Below are 20,587 nucleotides of genomic sequence, written 5' to 3'. Positions count from 1 at the left end.
ACAGGCAGCCACCTGCGCTAACGCGCATGGGATGTTCGCACTCCTCCTCGTCATGATCGGCGGCGCGATCGGCGCCGGTGCGCGCCATCTCGTCGGCAAGTGGACGCTGCACGCGCTCGGGCCGGGCTATCCGTGGGGTATCCTGACGGTCAACCTCGTCGGCGGCTTCGTCATGGGGCTGCTGGCGGGATTCCTGATGCGCCAATCAGTCGGCCACGAGAGTTTCCGGCTGTTCGTCGGTGTCGGCATTCTCGGCGGCTTCACCACCTTTTCGTCCTTCTCGCTCGACGTCGCGACGATGATCGAGCGCGGCGATTGGGGCGTGGCGCTCGGCTATGTGCTCATCTCGGTGATCGGTTCGGTGCTGGCGCTGTTCGGGGGGCTCGCGCTAGCGCGGGTGGCGGCATGAGCGCCGACGAGGTCCGTCAGTTCAAGGTATCGGCCGATGACGACGGCATCCGCCTCGATCGCTGGTTCAAGCGCCATATGGCCGAGGCGACCTATACCGTCGTCGCCAAATGGGCACGCACCGGCCAGCTTCGGGTGGACGGCAACCGCGCGACGCCGGGTGATCGGTTGCAGGCGGGGCAAACGCTCCGCGTGCCCCCGCTCGAGCCCGCCAAAACAACTGCCAAGCCCAAGCGCGAGCGTCCCCCGCTCAGCGACGATCAGATCGAATTCGCGCAAGCGATGGTGATCCACCGCGATGCGCAGGCGATCGTCATCAACAAGCCGCCGGGGCTGGCGACGCAGGGCGGCACCAAGACGCACGATCATGTCGACGGCCTGCTTGACGCGCTCCAGTTCGACGCCGAAAACCGCCCCAAGCTCGTCCACCGTCTCGACAAGGATACCAGCGGCGCGCTGCTGCTGGCGCGCACGGCGCGCGCCGCCGCGTTCTTCGCCAAGAGCTTTTCGGGGCGCGCCGCGCGCAAGGTCTATTGGGCGCTCGTCGTCGGCGTGCCGGGGATCGAGGACGGCATCGTCGATCTGCCGCTCGCCAAGCAGCCGGGAACCGGCGGCGAGAAGATGCACGTCGATGAGGAAAACGGCCAGATCGCGCGCAGCCGTTACCGCGTGATCGAACGCGCGGGCAATCGCGCCGCCTGGGTCGAACTTCAGCCCTTCACCGGGCGCACGCACCAGTTGCGCGTTCACATGGCGGCGATCGGCCATCCGATCGTCGGCGACGGCAAATATGGCGGGCAGGCGGCGTTCCTCACTGGGGGCGTCAGCCGCAAGATGCACCTCCACGCGCGGCGTATCCGTATCGACCATCCCGATGGCGGGCAGGTCGACGTCACCGCGTCCTTGCCGGCGCATTTCGACGAGAGCATGGGGCTGCTCGGCTTCGACCCCGCGCTGGGTGATGCGTTGCGGCTCGCCGAGGATGCGCCGCCCAGCCGTGCGGTCAAGAAGGCGCAGGCCAAGGCGCACGCCAAGCAGGCCCGCAAGGAACGCCGGGGCGAGCGCGGCCGCCGGCGCGGCTGATGCACCGGCTCGCGATCTTCGATTGCGACGGCACGCTCGTCGACAGCCAGGCCAATATCTGCCGCGCGGTGGAGGAAGCATTCACCGCGCACCGCATCGAGCCGCCCCCGCGCATCGCGATCCGCCGCATCGTCGGGCTGAGCCTGGTCGAGGCGATGCGGATGCTGCTTCCCGAAGCGCAGGCCGACGATCACGCTCGCCTCGCCGATACCTACAAGCAGATATTCTCCTCGATGCGCATCACCGGCGGGCTCGCCGACGAGCCGCTGTTCGACGGCGTCGCCGACATGCTCGGCACGCTCGACGCCGATGGCTGGCTGCTCGGCGTCGCGACCGGAAAATCCGATCGCGGGCTCGGGTACATCCTTGCCGCGCACGGTCTGTCGGCGCGCTTTGTCACGCTGCAAACCGCCGATCGCCACCCGTCCAAGCCGCACCCGTCGATGATCGAGGCGGCGATCGCCGAAGCCGGCGCCGCGCCCGAGACCAGTGTGATGATCGGCGATACCAGCTTCGACATGGCGATGGCGCGCGCCGCGGGCACGCGGGCGGTGGGCGTTGCCTGGGGCTATCACGCGCGCGACGAGCTGACCGCCGCGGGCGCGCATGCGATCGCGGAGAGTGCGGCGCATCTGCCGCTTTGTATGGAGGCGGCATGACCCAGCCGGTCGATCCCCGAATCGCCCGCAACCGTTATTTCGCGATGACGGCGACGCGCATCGCGGGTGCTGTGGGCGCGGTGTTCGGCGTGGTGCTGATCGCGCGCGCGCAAGACTGGCCCGACAAGGCGATCGGCGTCGGCATCGTCCTCGCCGCGCTCTACATGATCGCGACGGTGCCGCGCGCGCTCGCGCATCGCTGGCGCAGCCCGCCCGAAGAATGAAACGCTTCTGGAAGCATGTCACCGTCGAGGATGGCGGCATCCGGCTCGACGGTCGCCCGATCCGTACGCCGGGCCGCGCGCCGCTGGTGCTGCCCACCCCCGCGCTCGCCGAGGCGGTGGCCGACGAATGGCGCGGCGTCAGCGAGACGGTCGATCCGCGCGCGATGCCGCTTACCGGGCTCGCCAACGCCGCGATCGATCGCGTCGCCGCCGATCCCGCGTCCTTTGCCGCCGGGTTGGCGCGCTACGGCGAGAGCGATCTGCTCTGCTATCGCGCCGAATCGCCCCCCGATCTGGTCGCGCGGCAGGCCGCGTCGTGGGATCCGCTGCTCGATTGGGCGCGGCGGCGGTACGACGTGCATGTCGAGATCGCCACCGGCGTCATCCACCGCCCCCAGCCCGCGGCGACGATCGCGCGCCTCGCCGATGCGGTCGCGGCGCGGACGCCGTTCGAAATCGCCGGGCTATCGCCGATCGTCACCACAACGGGCTCGCTCATCGCCGCGCTCGCCTTGTTTGAGGGCGCTGCAGACGCCGATATGGTATGGGCGGCGGCGCACGTCGACGAGGCGTGGCAGGCCGAACAATGGGGCGAAGACGATCTCGCTACACGCGCCCGCGCCGCCCACCGCGCCGATTTCGACGCCGGCGCGCGCTTCCTGACGTTGCTGCGCTAGCGGATCGCATCCTGTTTTCCCGCGAAAGCGGGAGTCCAGGGCCACAATCGCCAGGCTCGAAGAAGATTGATTCACGCGGAGGCGCGGAGACGCGGAGGTGTATCGTTCGTGGGTGCCGTCGCCCGCGCCAGCGGCCAATCATTTCCCGGCAACCTCGAACTTCACGGTCTCGCTGACGCGAGACGGACGAAAAAGCACGTCGACTCTCCGCGTCTCCGCGCCTCCGCGCGAACCAATTCTTCTTCTTCACGCGCCTTCGAAAGATTCCCTATTTGTTCTTTTCGCTGCCCTACAATCCCAGAATCATGTCATGATCCCCGTTGCTCTTTGAATCGGTCGATCCCATCCGCGTCGGCGCTTTGCCGTCCGAACCGTCGTGCCCGGTGCGCACGATGCGCAGGGGAAGGCGAAACAGGGGGGAACCTAGTGTAACCTTTGTAACCTTCCGCGCCTCGGGCGAGCCTTCGATCGGCGCCGCGCGATGGCCGAACCGACGCCCTATTTGATTAGCTTGCGGATGAACCCGATCAGCCCCGTTTGCCGCGAGCGCTTGAGCCGTTCGGCCTCGAGGATCGTGCAAACGCTGCTGAAGCATTCCTCGACATCGTCGTTGACGAGCACGTATTCGTAGCCGTCCCAGTGGCTCACTTCGTTGGCGGCGCGCTGCATTCGCGCATCGATCACCTCGATCGTGTCGGTCGCACGCTTGAGCAGCCGCTGGTGCAGTTCCTCCATCGACGGCGGCAGGATGAAGGTGCGCACCACGTCGCCGCCCGCGATCTGGAACAATTGCTGCGCGCCCTGCCAGTCGATGTCGAACAGCACGTCCTTGCCCTCGGCGAGCATCTTCTCGACCGGCGCGCGCGGCGTGCCGTAGCGATGGCCGAAAACGTGTGCCCATTCGAGGAACTCGCCCTCGGCGGTCATGCGCCGGAATTGTTCGAGATCGACGAAATGATAATCCTTGCCGTCCTCCTCGCCGGGGCGGATCGGCCGCGTCGTCGCCGATACCGACACGCCCAGTTCGGGATGCGCGGCGAGCAGCTTGCGCGCGATCGTCGATTTGCCCGCGCCCGAGGGCGATGACAGGACGAACAGGACGCCACGACGCTTGAAGCCGTGCGGATCGGGCTGGAGCGGGCGTGAGGTCGGAGGTGTCATGCCGCGCAAGTGGCGCGGGCGATGGCGGTTCGTCAAGCACCGCGCGCTGATCATGCTATCTTTCCCGGCCGTGGTGTAATATATAGGTAATACGCTGTCGCGTAGAGCGTGTAGCGGATCGGAAGGATGCCGGGATGGGCAAGAAGAACAAGGCGCGGCTGCCGAAGCAGGTCGCGGGGGTGAAAATCCCCAAGAAATTACGCAAGAAGGGCGGCAAGCTGCTCGCCGCGCTCGATACGCCGCTCGGCCGTGAAGTGGCGCTTGCCGGGCTGATGACGGCGGCGGCGGCGATCGCCCGGCGTAAATCGGCGGCGGCGTCGCCTTCCGGCGCGGCGGACAGCGCGGCCGGGCCGGAGGCGGCCTCTGCTGCCGCCGACGAGCCGCCGCACCGCGATCCGCACGCGGCGGGCGCGCAGTTCGCGAGCGCGGCGGCCGGCATCGCCACCGCGGCGCTCGATCGCTGGCTCAAGAACAAGCGGGCCGACCCGCCGACCGCGTCCAAAGAACCACCAGCGGGCGGCACGACACACTAAAGCCGCCGTTTCGGGCGCCACCGCGCGCCTTCACCTCGCATGAACAGGCGGGCCACGGCGGGTTCAGGGCCGGTCCTTCATGGTTGCTCGATGATGAAGCAACCAGGAGAGCCGCGATGATCCGCAAGGCTCGTCTCCAGGCGCAGGTCGCCGGGGCGCTCGGTGCGGCGCTCATGATCGCGGCGTGCAATCCGTCCGCGACCGATAATACCGCCACTGCCCCAGCCACGGCCGATCGGCAGGCACTATGGGCGAACGCGCTGCGCGACGGCGGCCTCGCCGGTCTGCCGCCGCTGCCCGATGCGCAGCCGATGACGCTCGCTGCCGCCGCGCCGATCGCGACGGCGCCATCGGCCCGGGCGCTGCCCGCCACGGCGCCGTTGCCGGTCGCGCGGCCGATCGCCGCCGACGATCGCTATGCGTGGATCGACCGCGCCGGCGCGCTCGACGACGTGTTCGGCGCGGCCCCGCCCGATTATTATTTCGACGACGGCTACGGCGTCGAGCCCTGGGCGTGGGAGACCGGCGACGGCTATGCCACCTATATCGAGCCGATCGACGACGGCTATCGCACCTATTATTATCAGCCGGGCGCGGTCGCGCCGTATTTCATTCGCGATCCCTATTATGGCTACGGCTATTCGGGCGGCACGATCACCGTGATCTACGGCCCCGACGGCCGCGCACTCGGTCGCGCGCGCTGGGCGCAGGAGCGCCGCGCGGCCTCGCGCTATTATGCACGCGCCCGCCATCTGCGCGCGGCGGCGCGGCATCGGTATCACTACGGTGTCGCCGCCCGGCAATGGGCGGTCCGGCGCGACGCGATCGATCGCGCGCGCCATCGCGTCGATCGCGCCAACCATGTGCGGGCACGCGCCGCCGCGGCGCAGGCGCACCACTGGCGCGAGGAGCGCCAGCGCCGCCGCCACGCCGCGACACGCTTTGCGAACTGGCAGCGCCGGGATTTCCGGGGCCACGCGCCGCGCTTCTACAACACCGCCGCGCGCGATCATGCGCGCAACCGGGCTGTGCAGCGTACGCAACAGCTCTCCTATCAGCGTCGCCACGCGCAGCAGGTCTCGGCAAAGCGCCATGTCCGGGCGCAAGCGGCGCAGCGCGAACGGCTGGCCGATGCCCGTCACGCGGTCGCGCGCCATCGGCTCGAACCGACGCGGCACCGCCAGGCGCAGCCGGACCATGCCCGCGCGGCGCAGCAACGTGTCGCGGTGGCGCGCAACGCGCGCGCCGACCATCACGCGGCGCGTGCCGATCGGGCTCGGACGGCCGCGCATCGCGGGCAGGTGAGGGCGCAGAGTCGCGCGCATCGCGCCACCGCACGCGCCGAAACTGCCCGGCGGACACAAGCCCGGACGCATCAGCGGGCACAACAGGCGCGGGTGAAGGCCCGTACCGCCGAGCACCGCCGCGCGGCCGCCCTGCGGTCGTCGCAGGTCAAGGCCCGGGCGGCGACTGCCAGGCGTCAGCACGCGGTTGAAACCCGCAGTCGCGCGCAGGCGGTACAGCGTCGATCACAGGCCGATCATATGCGGCGACAGCAGCCCCGGCGCGCGCACCGGCAGCAGGCCGCGCCCCGCACCGCGCAGCATCGCGCGACACCCCAGCGCGCGCGCCCAGCGCCCTCCCACCGGGTGCAGACACCGCGCCGGGCGGCGTCGCATCGGGCGGCAGCGCATCGGCCCGCGGCGCGCCGCGATGCCGATCCCCGCCGCCGCTGACACCCTCCTTCGCAACCCCGCATCGATTGCCCCGGTGCGCGGACGTGCTATCCAGCGGCAACGTCCTTATCCGGAGGAATCCCATGCGCTTGCCGCTCGCTCTGCTTCTCGTGTCGGTCGCCGGCCCGGCCTTTGCCGCCACGCACCAATATGGCGATCTCGTGATGTCGCCCGACGGCCGGACACTGGCCACCATCGAGACTACCGAGGCGAGCGGCGCGGCGGTCACGCTGCGCGATGCGCGTGATGGCCGCATCATCCGCACGATCGATCCGTGCGAGACGTGCCGTTATTCGGATCCAACCTTCGGCCCCGATGGCACCATCGCCTTCCTGATGCGCGACGGCGACGTCACCCGACTCGAAATCGCGAAGGGCAACCAGGCGAATACCGTCGCGACGATCAACGGCATCGCCGCCACGCCGCGCTTCTCGCCCGACGGCAAGCGCATTGCGCTGCTGGTGACGATCGGTGCGAAGAAAGAGGCGGGCGCGACCCAGGCGGGCGTGCGCCAGATCGGCGAGATCGGCGAGCATTATGACGAGCGCCGGCTGGCGATCTTCGATGTCGGCGCCAGCGTCGCGGCCGATGCGGTCAAGCCGCTGTCGCCGGCCGATCGCTATATCTACGAATATGACTGGACGCCCGACGGGCACGGCTTCGTCGTCACCAGCGCGCCGGGCAATGGCGACGCGAACTGGTGGGTGGCGACGCTCGATGCGGTCGACGCCACTACCGGCGCAGTGCGCAACATCGCCAGGCCGACGACCCAGCTCAACCTGCCGCGCGTCTCGCCCGACGGCAAATCGGTCGCCTATATCGGCGGCTTGATGAGCGATTTCGGATCGATCGGCGGCGATGTCTACACGGTGCCGTTCACGGGTGGCACGCCGACCAACATCACCAGGGGGTCGACCACCACCAACGTCTCGATGGACTGGCTGTCCAGCGGCATCCACACCGTTGCGCTTGCCGCCGACACGCTCGAACTCAACACGCTCGACGCGTCGGGCACGCCGACCACCACGTGGCGCAAGATGGCGAGCTTCGCCGCGGCCGACGGCAAGGTCGCCTACAGCGCCGACGGCAAGACGATCGCGACCGTCGTGCAGGATTTCACGCACGCTCCGGCCATCTATGCCGGCAGCGCCGCCGCCCCGCGCCAGATCACCCACGACAACGACGATCTCGCCCCCGTGATGGAGGCGCGCAGCATCCGCTGGAAGAACGAGCATTATGACGTTCAGGGCTGGCTGCTGTCGCCGGTCGGTGCCGATCCGAAGACGAAGGCGCCGATGATCACGATCGTCCACGGCGGCCCCGCGGCGGCGAGCACGCCGCGCTTCGCCTCGGAAGGCACCACGATCGATCTGCTGCGCAAGGGCTATTGGCTGTTCCTGCCCAATCCGCGCGGCAGCTATGGCCAGGGCGCGGCGTTCGTCGACGCCAACCGCCGCGATTTCGGTGGCGGCGATCTGCGCGATATCCTCGCCGGGATCGACGCGGTCGAGCAGCAGGCGCCGATCGACGACAACCGGCTCGGGCTGATGGGCGGCAGCTATGGCGGGTTCATGGCGATGTGGGCGAACACCCAGACCGATCGCTTCAAGGCGATCGTCGCGGGGGCGGGGCTTTCGAACTGGGTCAGCTATTACGGCACCAACGGTATCAACACCTGGATGCTGCCCTTTTTCGGCAAGCCGCTTTACGACGATTACGACGCCTATCGCCGCGTCTCGGCTGTCAATTACGTCAAGAACGCCAAGACGCCGACCTTCATCTATGTCGGTGAGCGCGATATCGAGGTGCCGCCGACGCAATCGATCGAATGGTGGCATGCGCTCAAGGACATGGGCGTGCCGACCACGCTGATGATCTACGAAGGCGAAGGCCACGGCATCCGCGATCCCGATCATGCACGGGACATGCACGACCGCACGATCGCTTGGTTCGACAAATATCTGGCGGACTGACCGTCACTCCAGCGAAAGCTGGAGTCTCATGCGGCAACAGGAGCCGGCCCGACGACCGACCTTATTTCAGGGGCTTGCCCGAATCCTTCCAGCGGTCGAGCACCTGGCTTTGCGGGAGCGTGTCGGGCTGTCTGCCGGGGGCGGCAAGCGGGCCGCGCAGCGCGCCGCTATCGGCATAGGCCGGCTGGATCATCGCCAGCGCAATCGGATCGGCCTTGGGCGCGGCCGGAGCGACAGCGCCCGCAACGGTCGCGCGTGCGGCATCGGCGATCATCGGAGCCGGCGGCGTGATGGGTTGCCGGGCAGGGGCGGCATGTGGCCCCGGCAGCGGCTCGCTGCCGATATAGGCCTGGTTGAACGCGGCGGGCGTGCCCCACCAACCGCGCCAGCGATGGAAGAAATGCGCGCCGATCGCATCGGTCATCACCAATTGCCGGTTCCAGGCCGGGGTCACCGCATAGGTGTGATAATGCGTCGCCAGCCCGACCGGCGCGAACACATAGCCCCCCAGCGCCGCGCCCGCGATGCTCAGCGCCTTGCTCCACGCCGCGCCCGAAGGCGTCCGCGCCATCGTGCCGTCGCAGGCGAAGCTGAACTGGCAGCCGCTGGCGCGCTCCGATCCCTGGAAAACGACGCCGCACACCGTCGCCGGAAACGCCGGGTGGCGGACGCGGTTGAGCACCACCTGCGCCACCGCGCGCTGCCCGGCATCGCTTTCGGACGCCGCTTCGTAATAGACGGCGTCGGCGAGGCAGGTGAGCGCCCGCGCGCGATCGATCGGGCTTGCGGCCGCCATCGAAAAGGCGCGTGCCGGCAACACCGAGCCGTCACCTGAGTCAGTGCCGGCGGGAACCGGTAGGGCGGGAAGCGCGATGGTGCCGGTCGTGCCGGGTGCGGGCGCCGCGGCGCTGGCGTCGGCCGGAGTCTGGGGGAGGGCGACGGTTGCTATCGCACCAGGATGCGCTTCGATCGCGCGAAGTGCCCCATGCGCCGACACGCCGGCGCAGATCAGGAAACCGATGCAGGCGACGGCCAGTTCGCGCGCATGTTTGTGGTTGACGAGACGGGCGATCACCCGGGCGCGCATAGCGCAGATAGGCCTCGACGGTGAGGCCCGATTTCGGATTGTCTCGGGGCGGGACGAAACAGGGTTAATTCAATCCCCGGTATCCGCTTCCGACGCGTCGAGCGCCCGCAACGCGCGCATTGCGGTGAGATCGTGGCGCTCCATCGATTCCGCGATGAAGCGATCGATCGCGCTCCAGAGCGAGGGCGCCAGCACGACGCCGCGATCTTCGGCGGCGTCGAACGTAAGCAGCCCCTGCGCGCGCGCCGCGGCGAGGGTACGGCGAACATGCGCGCGCGAGACGGCGAAGCGCCGGGCAAGCTCTGCCGTCGGAAGTCGCGCGATGCCGTCATCGGCGTGGATCGCGGAATCGGCGAGCGCGGCAAGGATCAGGAAGCCGGCGGCGTGCGAGCCGAAGAGGATGATCGCGGGATTGGTCGCGAGCGCCTGCGCCGAGTGCGAGATCGTGCCCCCGGCGGCGCGGCGCTGCTCGCGCTGGAACGCGGGATCGTGCGCCAGTGGGCGGCGATAAGCGGGATCGTCGGGAAACAGCACCGCAAGCGGTGCATAATGCAGCGCCAGCCATTCGCGGTCGTGCTCGATCATCGGCGCACAGGGCACGAGCAGGCGTGCCCGCCGATCGCCGGGGGCTGCTTCGGTGCGCAGATAGCCGACCTGGATGAGACGCGCGATCAGCGCTTCGACGCGGCGCGGGCTGGTCAGGCCGTAAGCTTGGAGCGTGCGCTTCAGCTTCGCGAGCGTCGGCTGCGACGCGCGATCGTCGGGCCGATAATTGACGTGAAGGCAGATGATCAGCCCGAACATCACCGCGCGCACCGCCTCGCCCATCATATGGCTGAGGAAGGGCTTGCCGCTGTAGAGCGCCGATAGCTGGCCGATATACGCGTTCCGCGCCGTGGCGAAGCGAGGATGTGCGATGATATGTCGCGCCGGCCGGAACGGCGTACCGCTCGCGGGGTCGAGCATGCGCCCGGTGTTCATGTCAGATTGTCCCCCCAGATCAATCGGATTCGCTGACGATCGATACGGGGGAATTATGATTTACGCAAAAATGACCATTCGCGGCCGCCGAGATGCGGGTACAAGGCGGCCATCGGTGCAGAGCATCTCGGGGGGAGTCTCTCTGCGCACCGCACCGTGCCGGCGCCGTCGTGGCGCGTGGGGTTTATCTCCGCGCGACGCTGAGGGGAAACCCGGATCGCGTTGCGACCCTGCGATCACGGTGCCGGCACAAGCGGCGGTTCCTCCGGCCGCACCCTATTTCAACACCGCCGCATCAAGATCGAGCGCGCTCGACGGAATCAGTTCGAGATCGGGATAGGTCTTGCGCAGATCGTCGATGAACTGCTTCGAATCGCCCACCACGACGATGCTCGCGCCCTTGGGGTCGAACAGTCTGGCCGCCGCCTGGACCGCTTTCGGGCTGACGCCGGTGATGTCGCTCGAATAGGTCTTGAGTTCGGACAGCGGCACGCCTTCCTCGATGAAGTCGCCCAGGATGCCCGCGATGCCGTCGGTCGTCTCCACCGCGCGGCCGAAACCGCCGACCAGCACCGCCTTGCGCGTGTCGAGTTCGGCCGCGGGGGCGGGTGCGGCGCCCAGCTTCGCCATCTCCGCGACGATCAGCGAGACGACCTCGGCCGCCGACGGATTCTTGGTCTGCGTGGCCGCCTTGAACGGGCCGACATCGCGCCGGCCCGGCATCTGGCTGCCGGCGCCATAGGAAAGCCCGCGCTTGATGCGGATTTCCTGGTTGAGTCGTGACGAAAAACCGACGCCCAGCGTCGCGTTGGCGACCTGCGCGGCATAGAAACGGCTGTCGTTGCGGGCGATCGCGGGACGGCCGACGACGATCCCGGCCTGCCCCGCATCGGGGAGGTCGACCGCGATCACCCTGGGGGCGGGTGCGGCTGTGGCGCGCGCGGCCGCTGCCTCGGCGGTGGGGGCTGCCTTCCAGGTGCCGAACTGCTGCTCGGCCAGTGCCTTTGCCGCCGCGGGAGTGATGTCGCCCACCATCACCAGCGTGACGTCGCCGGGTTGCCAGCTCCTCGCATAAGCGGCGGTGATGTCGCCGCGCTTGAGCGCCGCGAGCGATGCGGGCGTCCCCTCGAGAACGTGGCCGTACGGCTGCGCCCCGAAGATCGCCCGATCGGCGACCATGCCTGCAAGCGCCATCGGGTCGGTCATCTGGACATTGGCCGCGTCGATCGCCTGCGCGCGGGCACGGTCGATCTCGTCGGCGGCGAAGGCGGGGTTGCGCGTCACGTCGGCGAGGATGCCGAGCGCGGGCGCGAGCTGGTCGGATTTGATCGTGACCGTCACCGACGAACCGTCCCAATCCGCGCTGCTCGCGATCGCGCCGCCAAGCGATTCGATCTGGCTGGCGATGTCGGTCGCCGAGCGGGTGGCGGTGCCCTTGGTCATCAGCCCGGCAGTAAGGCTGGCCAGCCCCGCGCGGCCCACGGGATCGAGCGCGCCGCCGCGCTCGCTCACCACCGTCGCGGTGACGAGCGGCAGGTCGTGCTTCGCGACCGTGACGACGCGCATCCCGTTGGCAAGCGTCACCGCGACCGGCGTCGGGATCGTCACCGCGACCGGCTTGCCCGGAGGCGGGGGCAGCACGCGCTCGCCCTCGGGTGCGGGGGTGACGATCTTGATACCTGCGGGCGCGGCGAGCGGCGCGGTAACCACAGTGGCGGGCACCGATACGGTGTCGCCTTTGGCGCCCGCGGCAGCGCTCTCGGCGGGGAGATATCGGATCGCGGCCGATTGCGCCTCGGTAAGGTATTTTTGCGCCACGCGCTGCACGTCGGCCGCCGTCACCTGTGCGATTGCCGCGAGTTGCTTGTCGGCCGCGCGCGGATCGCCGTCGATGATCACCGAGGAGGCGAGGACATTGGCCTTGCCCGCGGCGGTCTCGCGGTTCTGGATCGTCGCGGTCAGGATCTCGTTCCTGGCCTCGGCGAGTTCGGCGGCGGTGACAGGCGCGTCGCGCAGCCGCGCCACTTCCTTGCGCAGCGCCGCCTCGCCGTCGGCAGCCTCCTTGCCGCTCGCCATGATCGCGTAGATCGCGAGCGCGCCGCCCTGCTGCTTGGTATCGAGATAGGTTTCCGCCGACTGCGCGAGCTGATCGCGATAGACCAGATCGTGATAGAGCCGCGAGCTTTCGCCCTTGGAAAGGATCGCATCGAGCACGGTAAGCGCCGGCGTGTCGGGGCTGTTGTCGGGGGGCAGCGGATAGCTGATCAGCACCGCGGGCAGCGGCGTGTTGGGCTCGTAGACGGTATAGCGCACCGCCTTGGTGCGGATCGGCTCGGTGACGGCGACGCGCGGAATCGGCCGGTCGGGCTTCGCGATCGGCGCGAAATACTGATCCACCCATCGATCGAGCTGCGCGGGATCGAAATTGCCTGCGACCACCAGGATCGCATTGTCGGGCCGGTAATAGGTGGCGTGGAACGCGCGCACGTCGTCGATCGACGCCGCCTCGAGATCCGCGATGCTGCCGATCCCCGGCCGCGCATAGGGATGGTTGGTGTACGAGATTTCGGGGAAATAGAGGTAGAACAGCTTGCCATATGGCTGGGCGAGCACGCGCAGGCGCAGTTCCTCCTTCACGACGTCGCGTTCGGACGCGAAGCTCTTGGGCTCGACCACCAGGCTCGCCATGCGGTCGGCCTCGGCGAACAGCAGCCGCTGGAGGTGGTTGGCGGGGACGACCTCGAAGTAATTGGTGTAGTCGTCGGCAGTCGAGGCGTTGTTGTAGCCGCCGACATCCTCAGTCAGCCGGTCCATCTGCTCGGGCACCAGGTTGCGCGTCGCCTTGAACATCAGATGCTCGAACATATGCGCGAAGCCCGAACGGCCCTTGGGATCGTCCTTCGAGCCGACATCGTACCAGACGTTGACCGAAACATTGGCGGTCGCGGGATCGTGGATCGCATAGACGCGCAGGCCATTGGCGAGCGTGCGTTCGGTAAAGGCGATCGGCTTCACCGAAGCGGCGGCAGGCGCAGCGGCTTGCGGGCTGGCCTGGGCGAAGGCGGACAGCGGCAGCACGGCGGCGCCGAGCAACAGGGCAGCACGAAACAGCATCGGTGATTCCCCCCGAGGAAAGGATGATATTCGCTGTCGTGCGCCCGACCCGGCAACTGTGTCAACCGACTAGGACAGTGCGTCGGGAACGCGTTCAAGAGGATAAGCGGCGCGCCCAGCAACGGTTGAGCGCGATCGGCACAAAGCCGAGCCGCTGATACAGGAAGCGCGGCGTATCATGAGCGTGCGCGTCGAGAAATGTCCCGGAGCAGCCCTGCCTTCGCAGCCGCTCGACGGCGTGAACGATGAACGCCGTCATCGCGCCGCGCCCACGCGCTTCGGGCGCGGTGAACAGGTGCTCGATCAACCCCAGGCCGCCCGGACAGGCCAACGCGAGGCCGTAACCGATATCCCTGCCGCCCATACGGATGATCTCATAATCGCCGGGCCGTGCGGCGGTGCGCATGGCGGCGATCAGGCCCCGGCTGAGCGCGGCGCTGGTGTCTCCTGTCCGTCGGCCTTCGTCATGGTCGATGCGCACCAGATGCTCGAGCCGCGACCAATCCGCCTCGCTTTCGACCGGCACGGTCTCGATCGCCGGCAAGGATCGGTGCCGCGCCGGGTCGTCGGTCAGCAGCATTTCGATCGTCGGGGAACCTTGCTCGAATCCGGTCATGGCGAGCGCCGCGTCGACGCCGGGATCGGTCAATACGTCGCTCATGACGACACGCCATTTGCTGTGCTCCATCGCCGCATCGAGCGCCTTGATCAGCCTCGGCGGATCGGCGCGGGGCTTGGCCAGGGCGAAATTCGCGTCCCAGGTATCCGGAAACGCCGGCGTCGCGACGATCAACGCATCTTGCGTCTCTGTGGGATGACGCCCGCGAAGGCGGAACCAGCGCCGCGCGACGGCAATCTCGCGCGGGCCCGCCACCTATTTCTTCCTGTCGCGATTCCTGCCCGCATACATGAGGGCGGCGGTGAGCGCGGCCGAGCCGAGCCCGATCCCGATCGAGGCGACCGGCCAGCGGCGGCGCTTGTGATGCGCTGCCTTGGCAGGTGCTGCGGCTTCATCATGCTCGCGCGCGTCACGTGCTGCGGCAGTGATTTCGTTGGGGCAATCCTGATGACGATCGGTCAAGCTACGCGTCCGGTCTGGGAGTGAAGGGGGTTGGTCAACGCATCGGCGGCCGCCGATATCCGTAATCTTGGATTAGGACGGGTGCCCGGCATTGGCGAGCAGCGTCTGGACATCCGCGGGCTTGGCGATCGGGGCGCCGGGGCTGGCATAGGTCTTGAGCGCGCCCTTTTCCCACAATCCCGCCTCAAGCTGGTGCGTCGCGGGATCGATGAGCAGATAGGCGGCATCGACGCCGCCCTGATGCGCCTTGTTGCCCGACGTCCACAGGACGCCCTTGTCCTCCGCCAGCGGTCCCTGGACCTCCATGTTCTGTACGAAGACGTCGAACTTCTCGCCCAGCAGCGCCTTCAGGTCGCCGGTGATCGCGCTTCCCCCGAACAGGTTCACGTCGCGGGGATATTGCCCGATCAGGTCGCGAAGGCCGGCCCATGAGGTATCGGCGACGGCGGCATCGGCGGTGTTATCCGCAGCGGCGGAATCGTCTGCCACGACGGTGTTGGTCGGCGCCGTCGTTTCACCGCATCCGCCAAGGATTGCGAGAAGCGCGAGTGGAGCCGCCATCATGATTCTGGTCATCGGCCTGCCTTTCGCATCGTCATGGTCCGGTCACGCGCCGGCATGATAGCGTGCCCGGAAATCGAGGGCAAAGGTTGTCAGTCGTCCATCGGCGATCGCGGCGCGCAGATCGGCCATCAGCGCCTCGTAGAACCAGATATTGTGCTCGGTCATCAACATCGCGCCCAGAATCTCCCCGGCGCGAACGAGGTGGTGGAGATAGGCACGGCTCCATCCGGCGCAGACGGGGCAGGCGCATGTCGGGTCGAGCGGGCCGGTATCCTCGCCGAAACGCGCGTTGCGGATATTGATCGGCCCGCCGCGCGTGAACGCCTGTCCGGTGCGGCCCGACCTTGTGGGGAGCACGCAATCGAACATGTCGATCCCGCGCTCGACCGCGCCGACGATATCGTCGGGCTTGCCAACCCCCATCAGATAGCGGGGCTTGTCGGCGGGAAGCTGCTGCGGCGCATAGTCGAGGCAGGCGAACATCGCTTCCTGCCCCTCGCCGACCGCGAGCCCGCCCACCGCATAGCCGTCGAAACCAATGTCGGTCAGCGCGTCGGCGGAGGCCTTGCGCAGCCCCTCGTCGAGCGCGCCCTGCTGGATGCCGAAGATCGCATTGTGGGCGGCATGATCCTCGCCCGAATCGAATGCCGCGCGGCTGCGCTTGGCCCAACGCATCGATCGCTCCATCGCCGCTGCCTGCACCTCGCGCGTCGCGGTGGTGGGGACGAGCTCGTCGAACGCCATGACGATGTTCGACCCGAGCAGCCGCTGGATCTCGATCGAGCGTTCGGGGCTGAGCAGGTGTCGCGACCCATCGAGGTGCGATTTGAACGCGACGCCGTCTTCGGAACGCTTGGTGAGATCGGCGAGGCTCATCACCTGATAGCCGCCGCTGTCGGTCAGGATCGGACGATCCCAGCCCATGAAATCGTGCAGCCCCCCCAGCCGATGGACGCGCTCGGCACCGGGGCGCAGCATCAGATGATAGGTGTTGCCAAGGATGATGTCGGCGCCCGCGGCGTGGACATCGGCGGGCTTCATCGCCTTGACGGTGGCGGCGGTGCCGACGGGCATGAAGGCGGGGGTGCGGATCACCCCCCGCTCCATCGTGATGGCGCCGGTGCGCGCGGCGCCGTCGGTGGCGTGGATGGCGAAATCGAAACGAGGCATGGTGCCGCGCTCTTGCCGTGGAACCCCGGCGCGCGCAACGGTGCGCGCATGGACGACGCGCCCGCCAACCTGCTTGCCCCGCTGCCCCATGCGGCGGCGGGCGAGGTGTTCACGGACCTGCTGTCGCGCCCCGGCATGCGACTCGAACGGATCGTGTCGGCAGGCCAGACGACGCCCGCCGCCGCGCCGATGGTGCAGGATGCCGACGAATGGGTGCTCCTGCTTGGCGGTGAGGCGCGGCTCCGGCTTGGCGACGGCCCCGAATTATCGCTTGGGCCGGGCGATCACGTCTTCATCGCCGCGGGCACGCCGCATTGGGTGACGCTTACGAGCAGCGTCCCGCCCGCCGTGTGGCTCGCGCTCCACCTCGGCTGAGCGCAGGTCAGCGGCGTTTGCGCTGGCGATCGAAGCCGCCCGGCCGGATCGTCAGCAACTCGGCGCGCACGAGAATGCCGTCGCGGTCGCGGTCGAGGCGGTCGAAGATCGTGTCGATCTTGGCGGTCATTTCGGCGAGCGTGATGCGGTTGTCGTGGTCGATGTCGGTCTCGAACGGGCTCGGCAGCGCGTTGCGATCGCCGAGATAGCGCTCCGCCCAGTCCGAATAGGCGATATAGCCGAGCGAGCCCGCGCCCGCCGTGTCGGTGCTCGCGAAGCTTCTGGCGAGGCACGCGCGCGCCTCGTCGCGGGTGACGCGGGCGTCGCCGTCGGCGTCGCACGCCGCCAGCATCATCGCCACCGGCTCGACCACCATCGTCGAAATCGGCGGCTGGCCCAGCGGGGTGACATAGGGAACATCGGCCGCCTGGGGCGCGGTCTGGGCGGCGGCGGGAAGCGCAAAAGCAAGCAGCGGCAGCGCGAGCAGCAAACGCATGTCAGCTCCTTTCGGGGAGCAGCAGCGAGGCATCCCCATAACTGTAGAACCGATAGCCGCTTTCGATGGCATGCGCATAGGCCGCCTGCATCCGCTCGCGCCCCATCAGCGCCGAGACCAGCATGAACAGCGTCGAGCGCGGCAGATGGAAATTGGTCATCAGCCCGTCGATGCCCTTGAAGCGATAACCCGGCGTGATGAAGATCGCGGTGTCGCCCTCGAAGGGGCGGATGATATTATCGTCGCCCGTCGCGCTCTCGATCACGCGCAGGCTGGTCGTGCCGATCGCGATGACGCGGCCTCCGCTCGCGCGCACGGCGTTGAGCCGGTCGGCGGTCGCCGCATCGAGACGCCCCCATTCGGCATGCATCCTGTGATCGTTGGTATCGTCGGTCTTGACCGGCAGGAAGGTGCCCGCGCCGACATGGAGCGTCAGCGTGGTGTGGCCGATCCCCGCCGCGGTCAGCGCTTCGATCAGCGCGGGGGTGAAATGGAGCGCGGCGGTGGGGGCGGCGACCGCGCCGGCCGCTCGCGCGAACATCGTCTGGTAATCCTCGGCGTCGCGCGCGTCGGTGGCGCGCTTGCCGGCGATATAGGGCGGCAGCGGCATCCGCCCGGCGCGCTCGAGCAGCAGCTCGACGGGGTCGTCACCGGCGAAGGTCAGCGCGAAACTGCCGTCCTCGGCGCGGTCGCTCGCGATCGCCGACACGGCGTTGCCGAAATCGATCGCATCGCCCTCGCGCAGCCGTTTGGCGTTACGGATGAACGCGCGCCAGCGGCGGGGGCCTTCGCGTTTGTGGAGTGTCGCGCCGATGGTCGCGTCGCCGCGCCTGCCGTCGAGCTGGGCGGGGATGACGCGGGTGTCGTTGAACACGAGCAGATCCCCGGGCCGCAACATCTGCGGCAGATCGCTGACGCGGGCATCGCGTGTCCCGGCGCCATCCAGCACGAGCATCCGCGCCGCATCGCGCGGGGTTGCGGGGCGCAGCGCGATGCGTTCGGGCGGAAGCTCGAAATCGAAAAGGTCGACCTTCATCGGGGGCGCGGCCCCCTTATTCGCCGGCGGGCTGGGGCGCCGCGTTCGCCGGCCGCGTTCCCGGCAGCACCGTCGGCGTCGCGGCGGGGGCCGCCGCTGGCGCAGGCTGATACGGGGGCGGATTGTCGGCCGCGATATAGGCGTGCAGGATGCGGCTCGGATCGGCGGGCGGCTCGCCGCGATGGATCGCATCGACATATTGCATGCCGTCGATCACCCGGCCGAACACCGTATAATCCTTGTCGAGCTGGAGCTTGGGCTGAAAGACGATGAAGAACTGGCTGTTGGCCGAATTTTCCGCCTTGATACGCGTTTCGTCGTCGGCATTGGGGGCCGATCCCTGGCGCGCCGCGGCCACGGCGCCGCGCACATGCGGCAGATAGTTGAACTCGGCGGGCACGTCGGGAAGGTCCGATCCGCCGGTGCCGTCGCCCTTGGGGTCGCCGGCCTGCGCCATGAAGCCCTCGATCACGCGATGGAAAGTCAGCCCATCATAGAAATGCTGGCGCGTCAGCGTCTTGATCCGCTCGACCATCTTGGGCGCGACATCGGGGCGCAGCCAGATCTTGACGCGGCCGCCGGTCGACAGATCGAGCAGCCAGATGTTCTCGGGATCGGTGGGCGAGGCCGCCGGCGCGCGACCGGGCACCTTGACGTCGAGCACCTGTGCCGTCGCCGGCAGCACGAACAGCGCGCCGACGAGCGCGATCAGGCTGAAGAGGAAACGCATGCACACCCCGCGGGAATTCTGGTTGGCGGTGCGCTTAGACCAAAACCCCGCTTGCGCCAATCTGAACATGGATGCTCAACTGCCCTTGCGGCCAAGCGCATCGACGCGCGCCATCACCTCGTCCTTGACCGCGGGCGTCACGAACTTTCGGATATCGCCGCCGAACATCGCGATCTCCTTGACCAGCCGGCTCGCGATCGGTTGCAGCGCGACATCGGCCATCAGGAACACCGTCTCGATCCGGTTGTTGAGCGCCTGGTTCATGCCCGCCATCTGATATTCGTATTCGAAGTCGGCGACCGCGCGCAGCCCGCGCACGATGATCGACGCGCCCTCGCGTTCCGCGAAGTCCATCAGCAGCGAATCGAAGCTGACGACATGGATCTCGCCCGCGATCCCCTCGACCTCGCGGCGCACCATCGCCATCCGCTCCTCGACCGAGAACATCGGGTTCTTGGAAGGGTTGGTGGTGACGCCGATGACGAGGCGATCGACGAGCTTCGCGCCGCGGCGGATGATATCCATATGGCCGAGCGTGATCGGATCGAAAGTGCCGGGATAGACGCCGGTACGCGTGGTCATGCTTGATCCCTTTCAGCGAGGAAAATCACCGGTCGCGCTCGAGCACATAGCGGGCGATGTCGCGCAGCACGTCGGCTTCGGCGCCGTGGCCGCGAAGGTGGGCGATCGCCTGATCGACGAGCATCGCGGCCTGCGCGCGCGCGCGATCGAGCCCGAGCAGGGTGAGGAAGGTCTCCTTGCCGCGCGTGCCGTCCTTGCGCAGCTTCTTGCCCGCGACATCCTCGTCGCCGGTCGCGTCGATCAGGTCGTCGGCGATCTGGAAGGCGAGCCCGATGTCGCGCGCATAGCCGCGCAAGGGCGTGCGTGCCTCGGGCGGCACGCGCCCCAGGATCAGCCCCGCGTCGACCGCGGCGCCGATCAAGGCACCGGTCTTCATCGCTTGCAGCCGCGTCACCGTCGCCAGATCGAAGCGGGTGCGTTCGGCCTCGAGGTCCATCGCCTGCCCCCCTGTCATCCCGCCCGGCCCGGCCGCGCGCGCCAGCGCGAGCACCAGTTCGGCGCGGACGAACGGATCGGGGTGCGTCTCGGGATCGGCGAGGATCTCGAACGCCAGCGCGTGGAGGCTGTCGCCGGCCAGGATCGCGGTCGCCTCGCCGAACGCCTTGTGGACGGTGGGCTTGCCGTGGCGGACGTCGTCGTCGTCCATCGCGGGCAGGTCGTCGTGGATCAGCGAATAGACGTGGACGCACTCAATCCCGAGGCCCACGCGCACCGCGACCGCGCGGTCGACGCCGTAGAGCCCGGCGACGGCGGTGACGAGCAACGGCCGCAATCTCTTGCCGCCGCCGATCGCCGCATGGCGCATCGCGCGATAGAGCCCGGCGCGGGGATCGTCGGGAAGGGCGAGCACCGTCTCGAAGGCGGCATCGATCTCCTCGCCGATACGCAGCATCGCCGATCGGAGCGCGAGCGACGGC

Annotated in this window: 22 protein-coding genes; 9 read left to right on the top strand and 13 right to left on the bottom strand. The window is 68.4% G+C overall.

Annotated elements, in window-relative coordinates:
• Positions 1–31: 31 nt before the first annotated feature.
• From crcB to DFR49_RS18245, 5 genes are read left to right on the top strand one after another with little or no spacing between them, the layout of a single operon-like run.
• A complete protein-coding gene (gene crcB, locus DFR49_RS18265) occupies positions 32–409 on the top strand; it encodes a fluoride efflux transporter CrcB (protein ID WP_119037082.1) in 378 nt (125 codons plus the stop codon).
• A complete protein-coding gene (locus tag DFR49_RS18260; protein WP_119037081.1) occupies positions 406–1,491 on the top strand; it encodes an RluA family pseudouridine synthase in 1,086 nt (361 codons plus the stop codon). Before crcB ends, DFR49_RS18260 begins: the two co-directional genes overlap by 4 nt.
• Positions 1,491–2,150, top strand: a complete 660-nt coding sequence (locus DFR49_RS18255) for an HAD-IA family hydrolase (RefSeq protein ID WP_119037080.1) — start codon at positions 1,491–1,493, stop codon at positions 2,148–2,150. Before DFR49_RS18260 ends, DFR49_RS18255 begins: the two co-directional genes overlap by 1 nt.
• Positions 2,147–2,374 carry a hypothetical protein gene (locus DFR49_RS18250; RefSeq protein ID WP_119037079.1) on the top strand — a complete coding sequence of 76 codons (228 nt, stop codon included), beginning with the start codon at positions 2,147–2,149 and terminating at the stop codon, positions 2,372–2,374. Before DFR49_RS18255 ends, DFR49_RS18250 begins: the two co-directional genes overlap by 4 nt.
• The gene (locus tag DFR49_RS18245; RefSeq protein ID WP_119037078.1) at positions 2,371–3,051 is read left to right on the top strand and encodes an ATP12 family chaperone protein; all 681 of its coding nucleotides are present in this window, start codon (positions 2,371–2,373) and stop codon (positions 3,049–3,051) included. The genes DFR49_RS18250 and DFR49_RS18245 overlap by 4 nt, the downstream gene beginning before the upstream one ends.
• Before the next feature lie 498 nt (positions 3,052–3,549).
• Here DFR49_RS18245 and gmk read toward each other — a convergent pair whose 3' ends face one another.
• Positions 3,550–4,212 (bottom strand): guanylate kinase, encoded by a 663-nt coding sequence (gene gmk / locus DFR49_RS18240; RefSeq protein WP_119037077.1) that lies wholly within the window; start codon positions 4,210–4,212, stop codon positions 3,550–3,552.
• A 134-nt stretch (positions 4,213–4,346) separates the two neighbouring features.
• On the opposite strand from gmk, the gene DFR49_RS18235 reads away from it, so the two are divergent.
• From DFR49_RS18235 to DFR49_RS18225, 3 genes are all read left to right on the top strand, one after another.
• The gene (locus tag DFR49_RS18235; RefSeq protein ID WP_119037076.1) at positions 4,347–4,745 is read left to right on the top strand and encodes a hypothetical protein; all 399 of its coding nucleotides are present in this window, start codon (positions 4,347–4,349) and stop codon (positions 4,743–4,745) included.
• 116 nt (positions 4,746–4,861) lie between these two features.
• The gene (locus DFR49_RS18230; protein WP_119037075.1) at positions 4,862–6,481 is read left to right on the top strand and encodes a hypothetical protein; all 1,620 of its coding nucleotides are present in this window, start codon (positions 4,862–4,864) and stop codon (positions 6,479–6,481) included.
• A gap of 83 nt (positions 6,482–6,564) precedes the next feature.
• Positions 6,565–8,454: an alpha/beta hydrolase family protein gene (locus DFR49_RS18225; RefSeq protein ID WP_119037074.1), complete on the top strand. Its 1,890-nt coding sequence runs from the start codon at positions 6,565–6,567 to the stop codon at positions 8,452–8,454.
• A 61-nt stretch (positions 8,455–8,515) separates the two neighbouring features.
• On the opposite strand, the gene DFR49_RS18220 is transcribed toward DFR49_RS18225, so the two are convergent.
• The 7 genes from DFR49_RS18220 to tgt form a co-directional block, all read right to left on the bottom strand.
• Positions 8,516–9,529 (bottom strand): cell wall hydrolase, encoded by a 1,014-nt coding sequence (locus DFR49_RS18220; RefSeq protein WP_425454961.1) that lies wholly within the window; start codon positions 9,527–9,529, stop codon positions 8,516–8,518.
• 81 nt (positions 9,530–9,610) lie between these two features.
• The gene (locus DFR49_RS18215) at positions 9,611–10,522 is read right to left on the bottom strand and encodes a hypothetical protein (protein WP_119037072.1); all 912 of its coding nucleotides are present in this window, start codon (positions 10,520–10,522) and stop codon (positions 9,611–9,613) included.
• A 276-nt stretch (positions 10,523–10,798) separates the two neighbouring features.
• Positions 10,799–13,636, bottom strand: coding sequence for a M16 family metallopeptidase (locus tag DFR49_RS18210; RefSeq protein WP_119037071.1), 2,838 nt, complete (start codon positions 13,634–13,636; stop codon positions 10,799–10,801).
• A 94-nt stretch (positions 13,637–13,730) separates the two neighbouring features.
• Positions 13,731–14,510 (bottom strand): GNAT family N-acetyltransferase, encoded by a 780-nt coding sequence (locus tag DFR49_RS18205; RefSeq protein ID WP_119037070.1) that lies wholly within the window; start codon positions 14,508–14,510, stop codon positions 13,731–13,733.
• Positions 14,511–14,717, bottom strand: coding sequence for a hypothetical protein (locus DFR49_RS18200; RefSeq protein WP_119037069.1), 207 nt, complete (start codon positions 14,715–14,717; stop codon positions 14,511–14,513).
• A 72-nt stretch (positions 14,718–14,789) separates the two neighbouring features.
• Positions 14,790–15,293: a hypothetical protein gene (locus DFR49_RS18195; RefSeq protein WP_119037068.1), complete on the bottom strand. Its 504-nt coding sequence runs from the start codon at positions 15,291–15,293 to the stop codon at positions 14,790–14,792.
• Positions 15,294–15,323: 30 nt separating this feature from the next.
• Positions 15,324–16,451, bottom strand: a complete 1,128-nt coding sequence (gene tgt, locus DFR49_RS18190) for a tRNA guanosine(34) transglycosylase Tgt (protein ID WP_211325931.1) — start codon at positions 16,449–16,451, stop codon at positions 15,324–15,326.
• A gap of 48 nt (positions 16,452–16,499) precedes the next feature.
• On the opposite strand from tgt, the gene DFR49_RS18185 reads away from it, so the two are divergent.
• Positions 16,500–16,826, top strand: coding sequence for a cupin domain-containing protein (locus tag DFR49_RS18185; protein ID WP_119037305.1), 327 nt, complete (start codon positions 16,500–16,502; stop codon positions 16,824–16,826).
• 7 nt (positions 16,827–16,833) lie between these two features.
• Here the strand turns inward: DFR49_RS18185 and DFR49_RS18180 are convergent, their stop codons facing one another.
• The 5 genes from DFR49_RS18180 to DFR49_RS18160 form a co-directional block, all read right to left on the bottom strand.
• A complete protein-coding gene (locus DFR49_RS18180; RefSeq protein ID WP_170151052.1) occupies positions 16,834–17,322 on the bottom strand; it encodes an EF-hand domain-containing protein in 489 nt (162 codons plus the stop codon).
• Position 17,323: 1 nt separating this feature from the next.
• On the bottom strand, positions 17,324–18,358 hold the full coding sequence (gene queA / locus DFR49_RS18175; protein WP_119037066.1) for a tRNA preQ1(34) S-adenosylmethionine ribosyltransferase-isomerase QueA: 1,035 nt from the start codon (positions 18,356–18,358) through the stop codon (positions 17,324–17,326).
• A 16-nt stretch (positions 18,359–18,374) separates the two neighbouring features.
• Positions 18,375–19,088, bottom strand: coding sequence for a peptidylprolyl isomerase (locus DFR49_RS18170; protein WP_119037065.1), 714 nt, complete (start codon positions 19,086–19,088; stop codon positions 18,375–18,377).
• 75 nt (positions 19,089–19,163) lie between these two features.
• A complete protein-coding gene (gene coaD / locus DFR49_RS18165) occupies positions 19,164–19,670 on the bottom strand; it encodes a pantetheine-phosphate adenylyltransferase (protein WP_119037064.1) in 507 nt (168 codons plus the stop codon).
• Between the two features lie 25 nt (positions 19,671–19,695).
• Positions 19,696–20,562 carry a polyprenyl synthetase family protein gene (locus DFR49_RS18160; protein ID WP_425454966.1) on the bottom strand — a complete coding sequence of 289 codons (867 nt, stop codon included), beginning with the start codon at positions 20,560–20,562 and terminating at the stop codon, positions 19,696–19,698.
• Between the last annotated feature and the right edge of the window lie 25 nt (positions 20,563–20,587).

Source organism: Hephaestia caeni (genome assembly GCF_003550065.1).
GTDB classification, from domain to species: Bacteria; Pseudomonadota; Alphaproteobacteria; order Sphingomonadales; family Sphingomonadaceae; genus Sphingomonas; species Sphingomonas caeni_A.
The sequence above is the reverse complement of the archived record's forward strand: the minus strand, read 5'-3'. Positions and strand labels throughout refer to the sequence as shown.

Bases quoted from the DNA above. Each gene is read 5' to 3' on its own strand.
- crcB (WP_119037082.1), top strand. From the start codon at position 32: ATGTTCGCACTCCTCCTCGTCATGATCGGCGGCGCGATCGGCGCCGGT.
- DFR49_RS18260 (WP_119037081.1), top strand. From the start codon at position 406: ATGAGCGCCGACGAGGTCCGTCAGTTCAAGGTATCGGCCGATGACGAC.
- DFR49_RS18255 (WP_119037080.1), top strand. From the start codon at position 1,491: ATGCACCGGCTCGCGATCTTCGATTGCGACGGCACGCTCGTCGACAGC.
- DFR49_RS18250 (WP_119037079.1), top strand. From the start codon at position 2,147: ATGACCCAGCCGGTCGATCCCCGAATCGCCCGCAACCGTTATTTCGCG.
- DFR49_RS18245 (WP_119037078.1), top strand. From the start codon at position 2,371: ATGAAACGCTTCTGGAAGCATGTCACCGTCGAGGATGGCGGCATCCGG.
- gmk (WP_119037077.1), bottom strand. From the start codon at position 4,212: ATGACACCTCCGACCTCACGCCCGCTCCAGCCCGATCCGCACGGCTTC.
- DFR49_RS18235 (WP_119037076.1), top strand. From the start codon at position 4,347: ATGGGCAAGAAGAACAAGGCGCGGCTGCCGAAGCAGGTCGCGGGGGTG.
- DFR49_RS18230 (WP_119037075.1), top strand. From the start codon at position 4,862: ATGATCCGCAAGGCTCGTCTCCAGGCGCAGGTCGCCGGGGCGCTCGGT.
- DFR49_RS18225 (WP_119037074.1), top strand. From the start codon at position 6,565: ATGCGCTTGCCGCTCGCTCTGCTTCTCGTGTCGGTCGCCGGCCCGGCC.
- DFR49_RS18215 (WP_119037072.1), bottom strand. From the start codon at position 10,522: ATGAACACCGGGCGCATGCTCGACCCCGCGAGCGGTACGCCGTTCCGG.
- DFR49_RS18210 (WP_119037071.1), bottom strand. From the start codon at position 13,636: ATGCTGTTTCGTGCTGCCCTGTTGCTCGGCGCCGCCGTGCTGCCGCTG.
- DFR49_RS18195 (WP_119037068.1), bottom strand. From the start codon at position 15,293: ATGACCAGAATCATGATGGCGGCTCCACTCGCGCTTCTCGCAATCCTT.
- tgt (WP_211325931.1), bottom strand. From the start codon at position 16,451: ATGCCTCGTTTCGATTTCGCCATCCACGCCACCGACGGCGCCGCGCGC.
- DFR49_RS18185 (WP_119037305.1), top strand. From the start codon at position 16,500: ATGGACGACGCGCCCGCCAACCTGCTTGCCCCGCTGCCCCATGCGGCG.
- DFR49_RS18180 (WP_170151052.1), bottom strand. From the start codon at position 17,322: ATGCGTTTGCTGCTCGCGCTGCCGCTGCTTGCTTTTGCGCTTCCCGCC.
- queA (WP_119037066.1), bottom strand. From the start codon at position 18,358: ATGAAGGTCGACCTTTTCGATTTCGAGCTTCCGCCCGAACGCATCGCG.
- DFR49_RS18170 (WP_119037065.1), bottom strand. From the start codon at position 19,088: ATGCGTTTCCTCTTCAGCCTGATCGCGCTCGTCGGCGCGCTGTTCGTG.
- coaD (WP_119037064.1), bottom strand. From the start codon at position 19,670: ATGACCACGCGTACCGGCGTCTATCCCGGCACTTTCGATCCGATCACG.
- DFR49_RS18160 (WP_425454966.1), bottom strand. From the start codon at position 20,562: ATGCTGCGTATCGGCGAGGAGATCGATGCCGCCTTCGAGACGGTGCTC.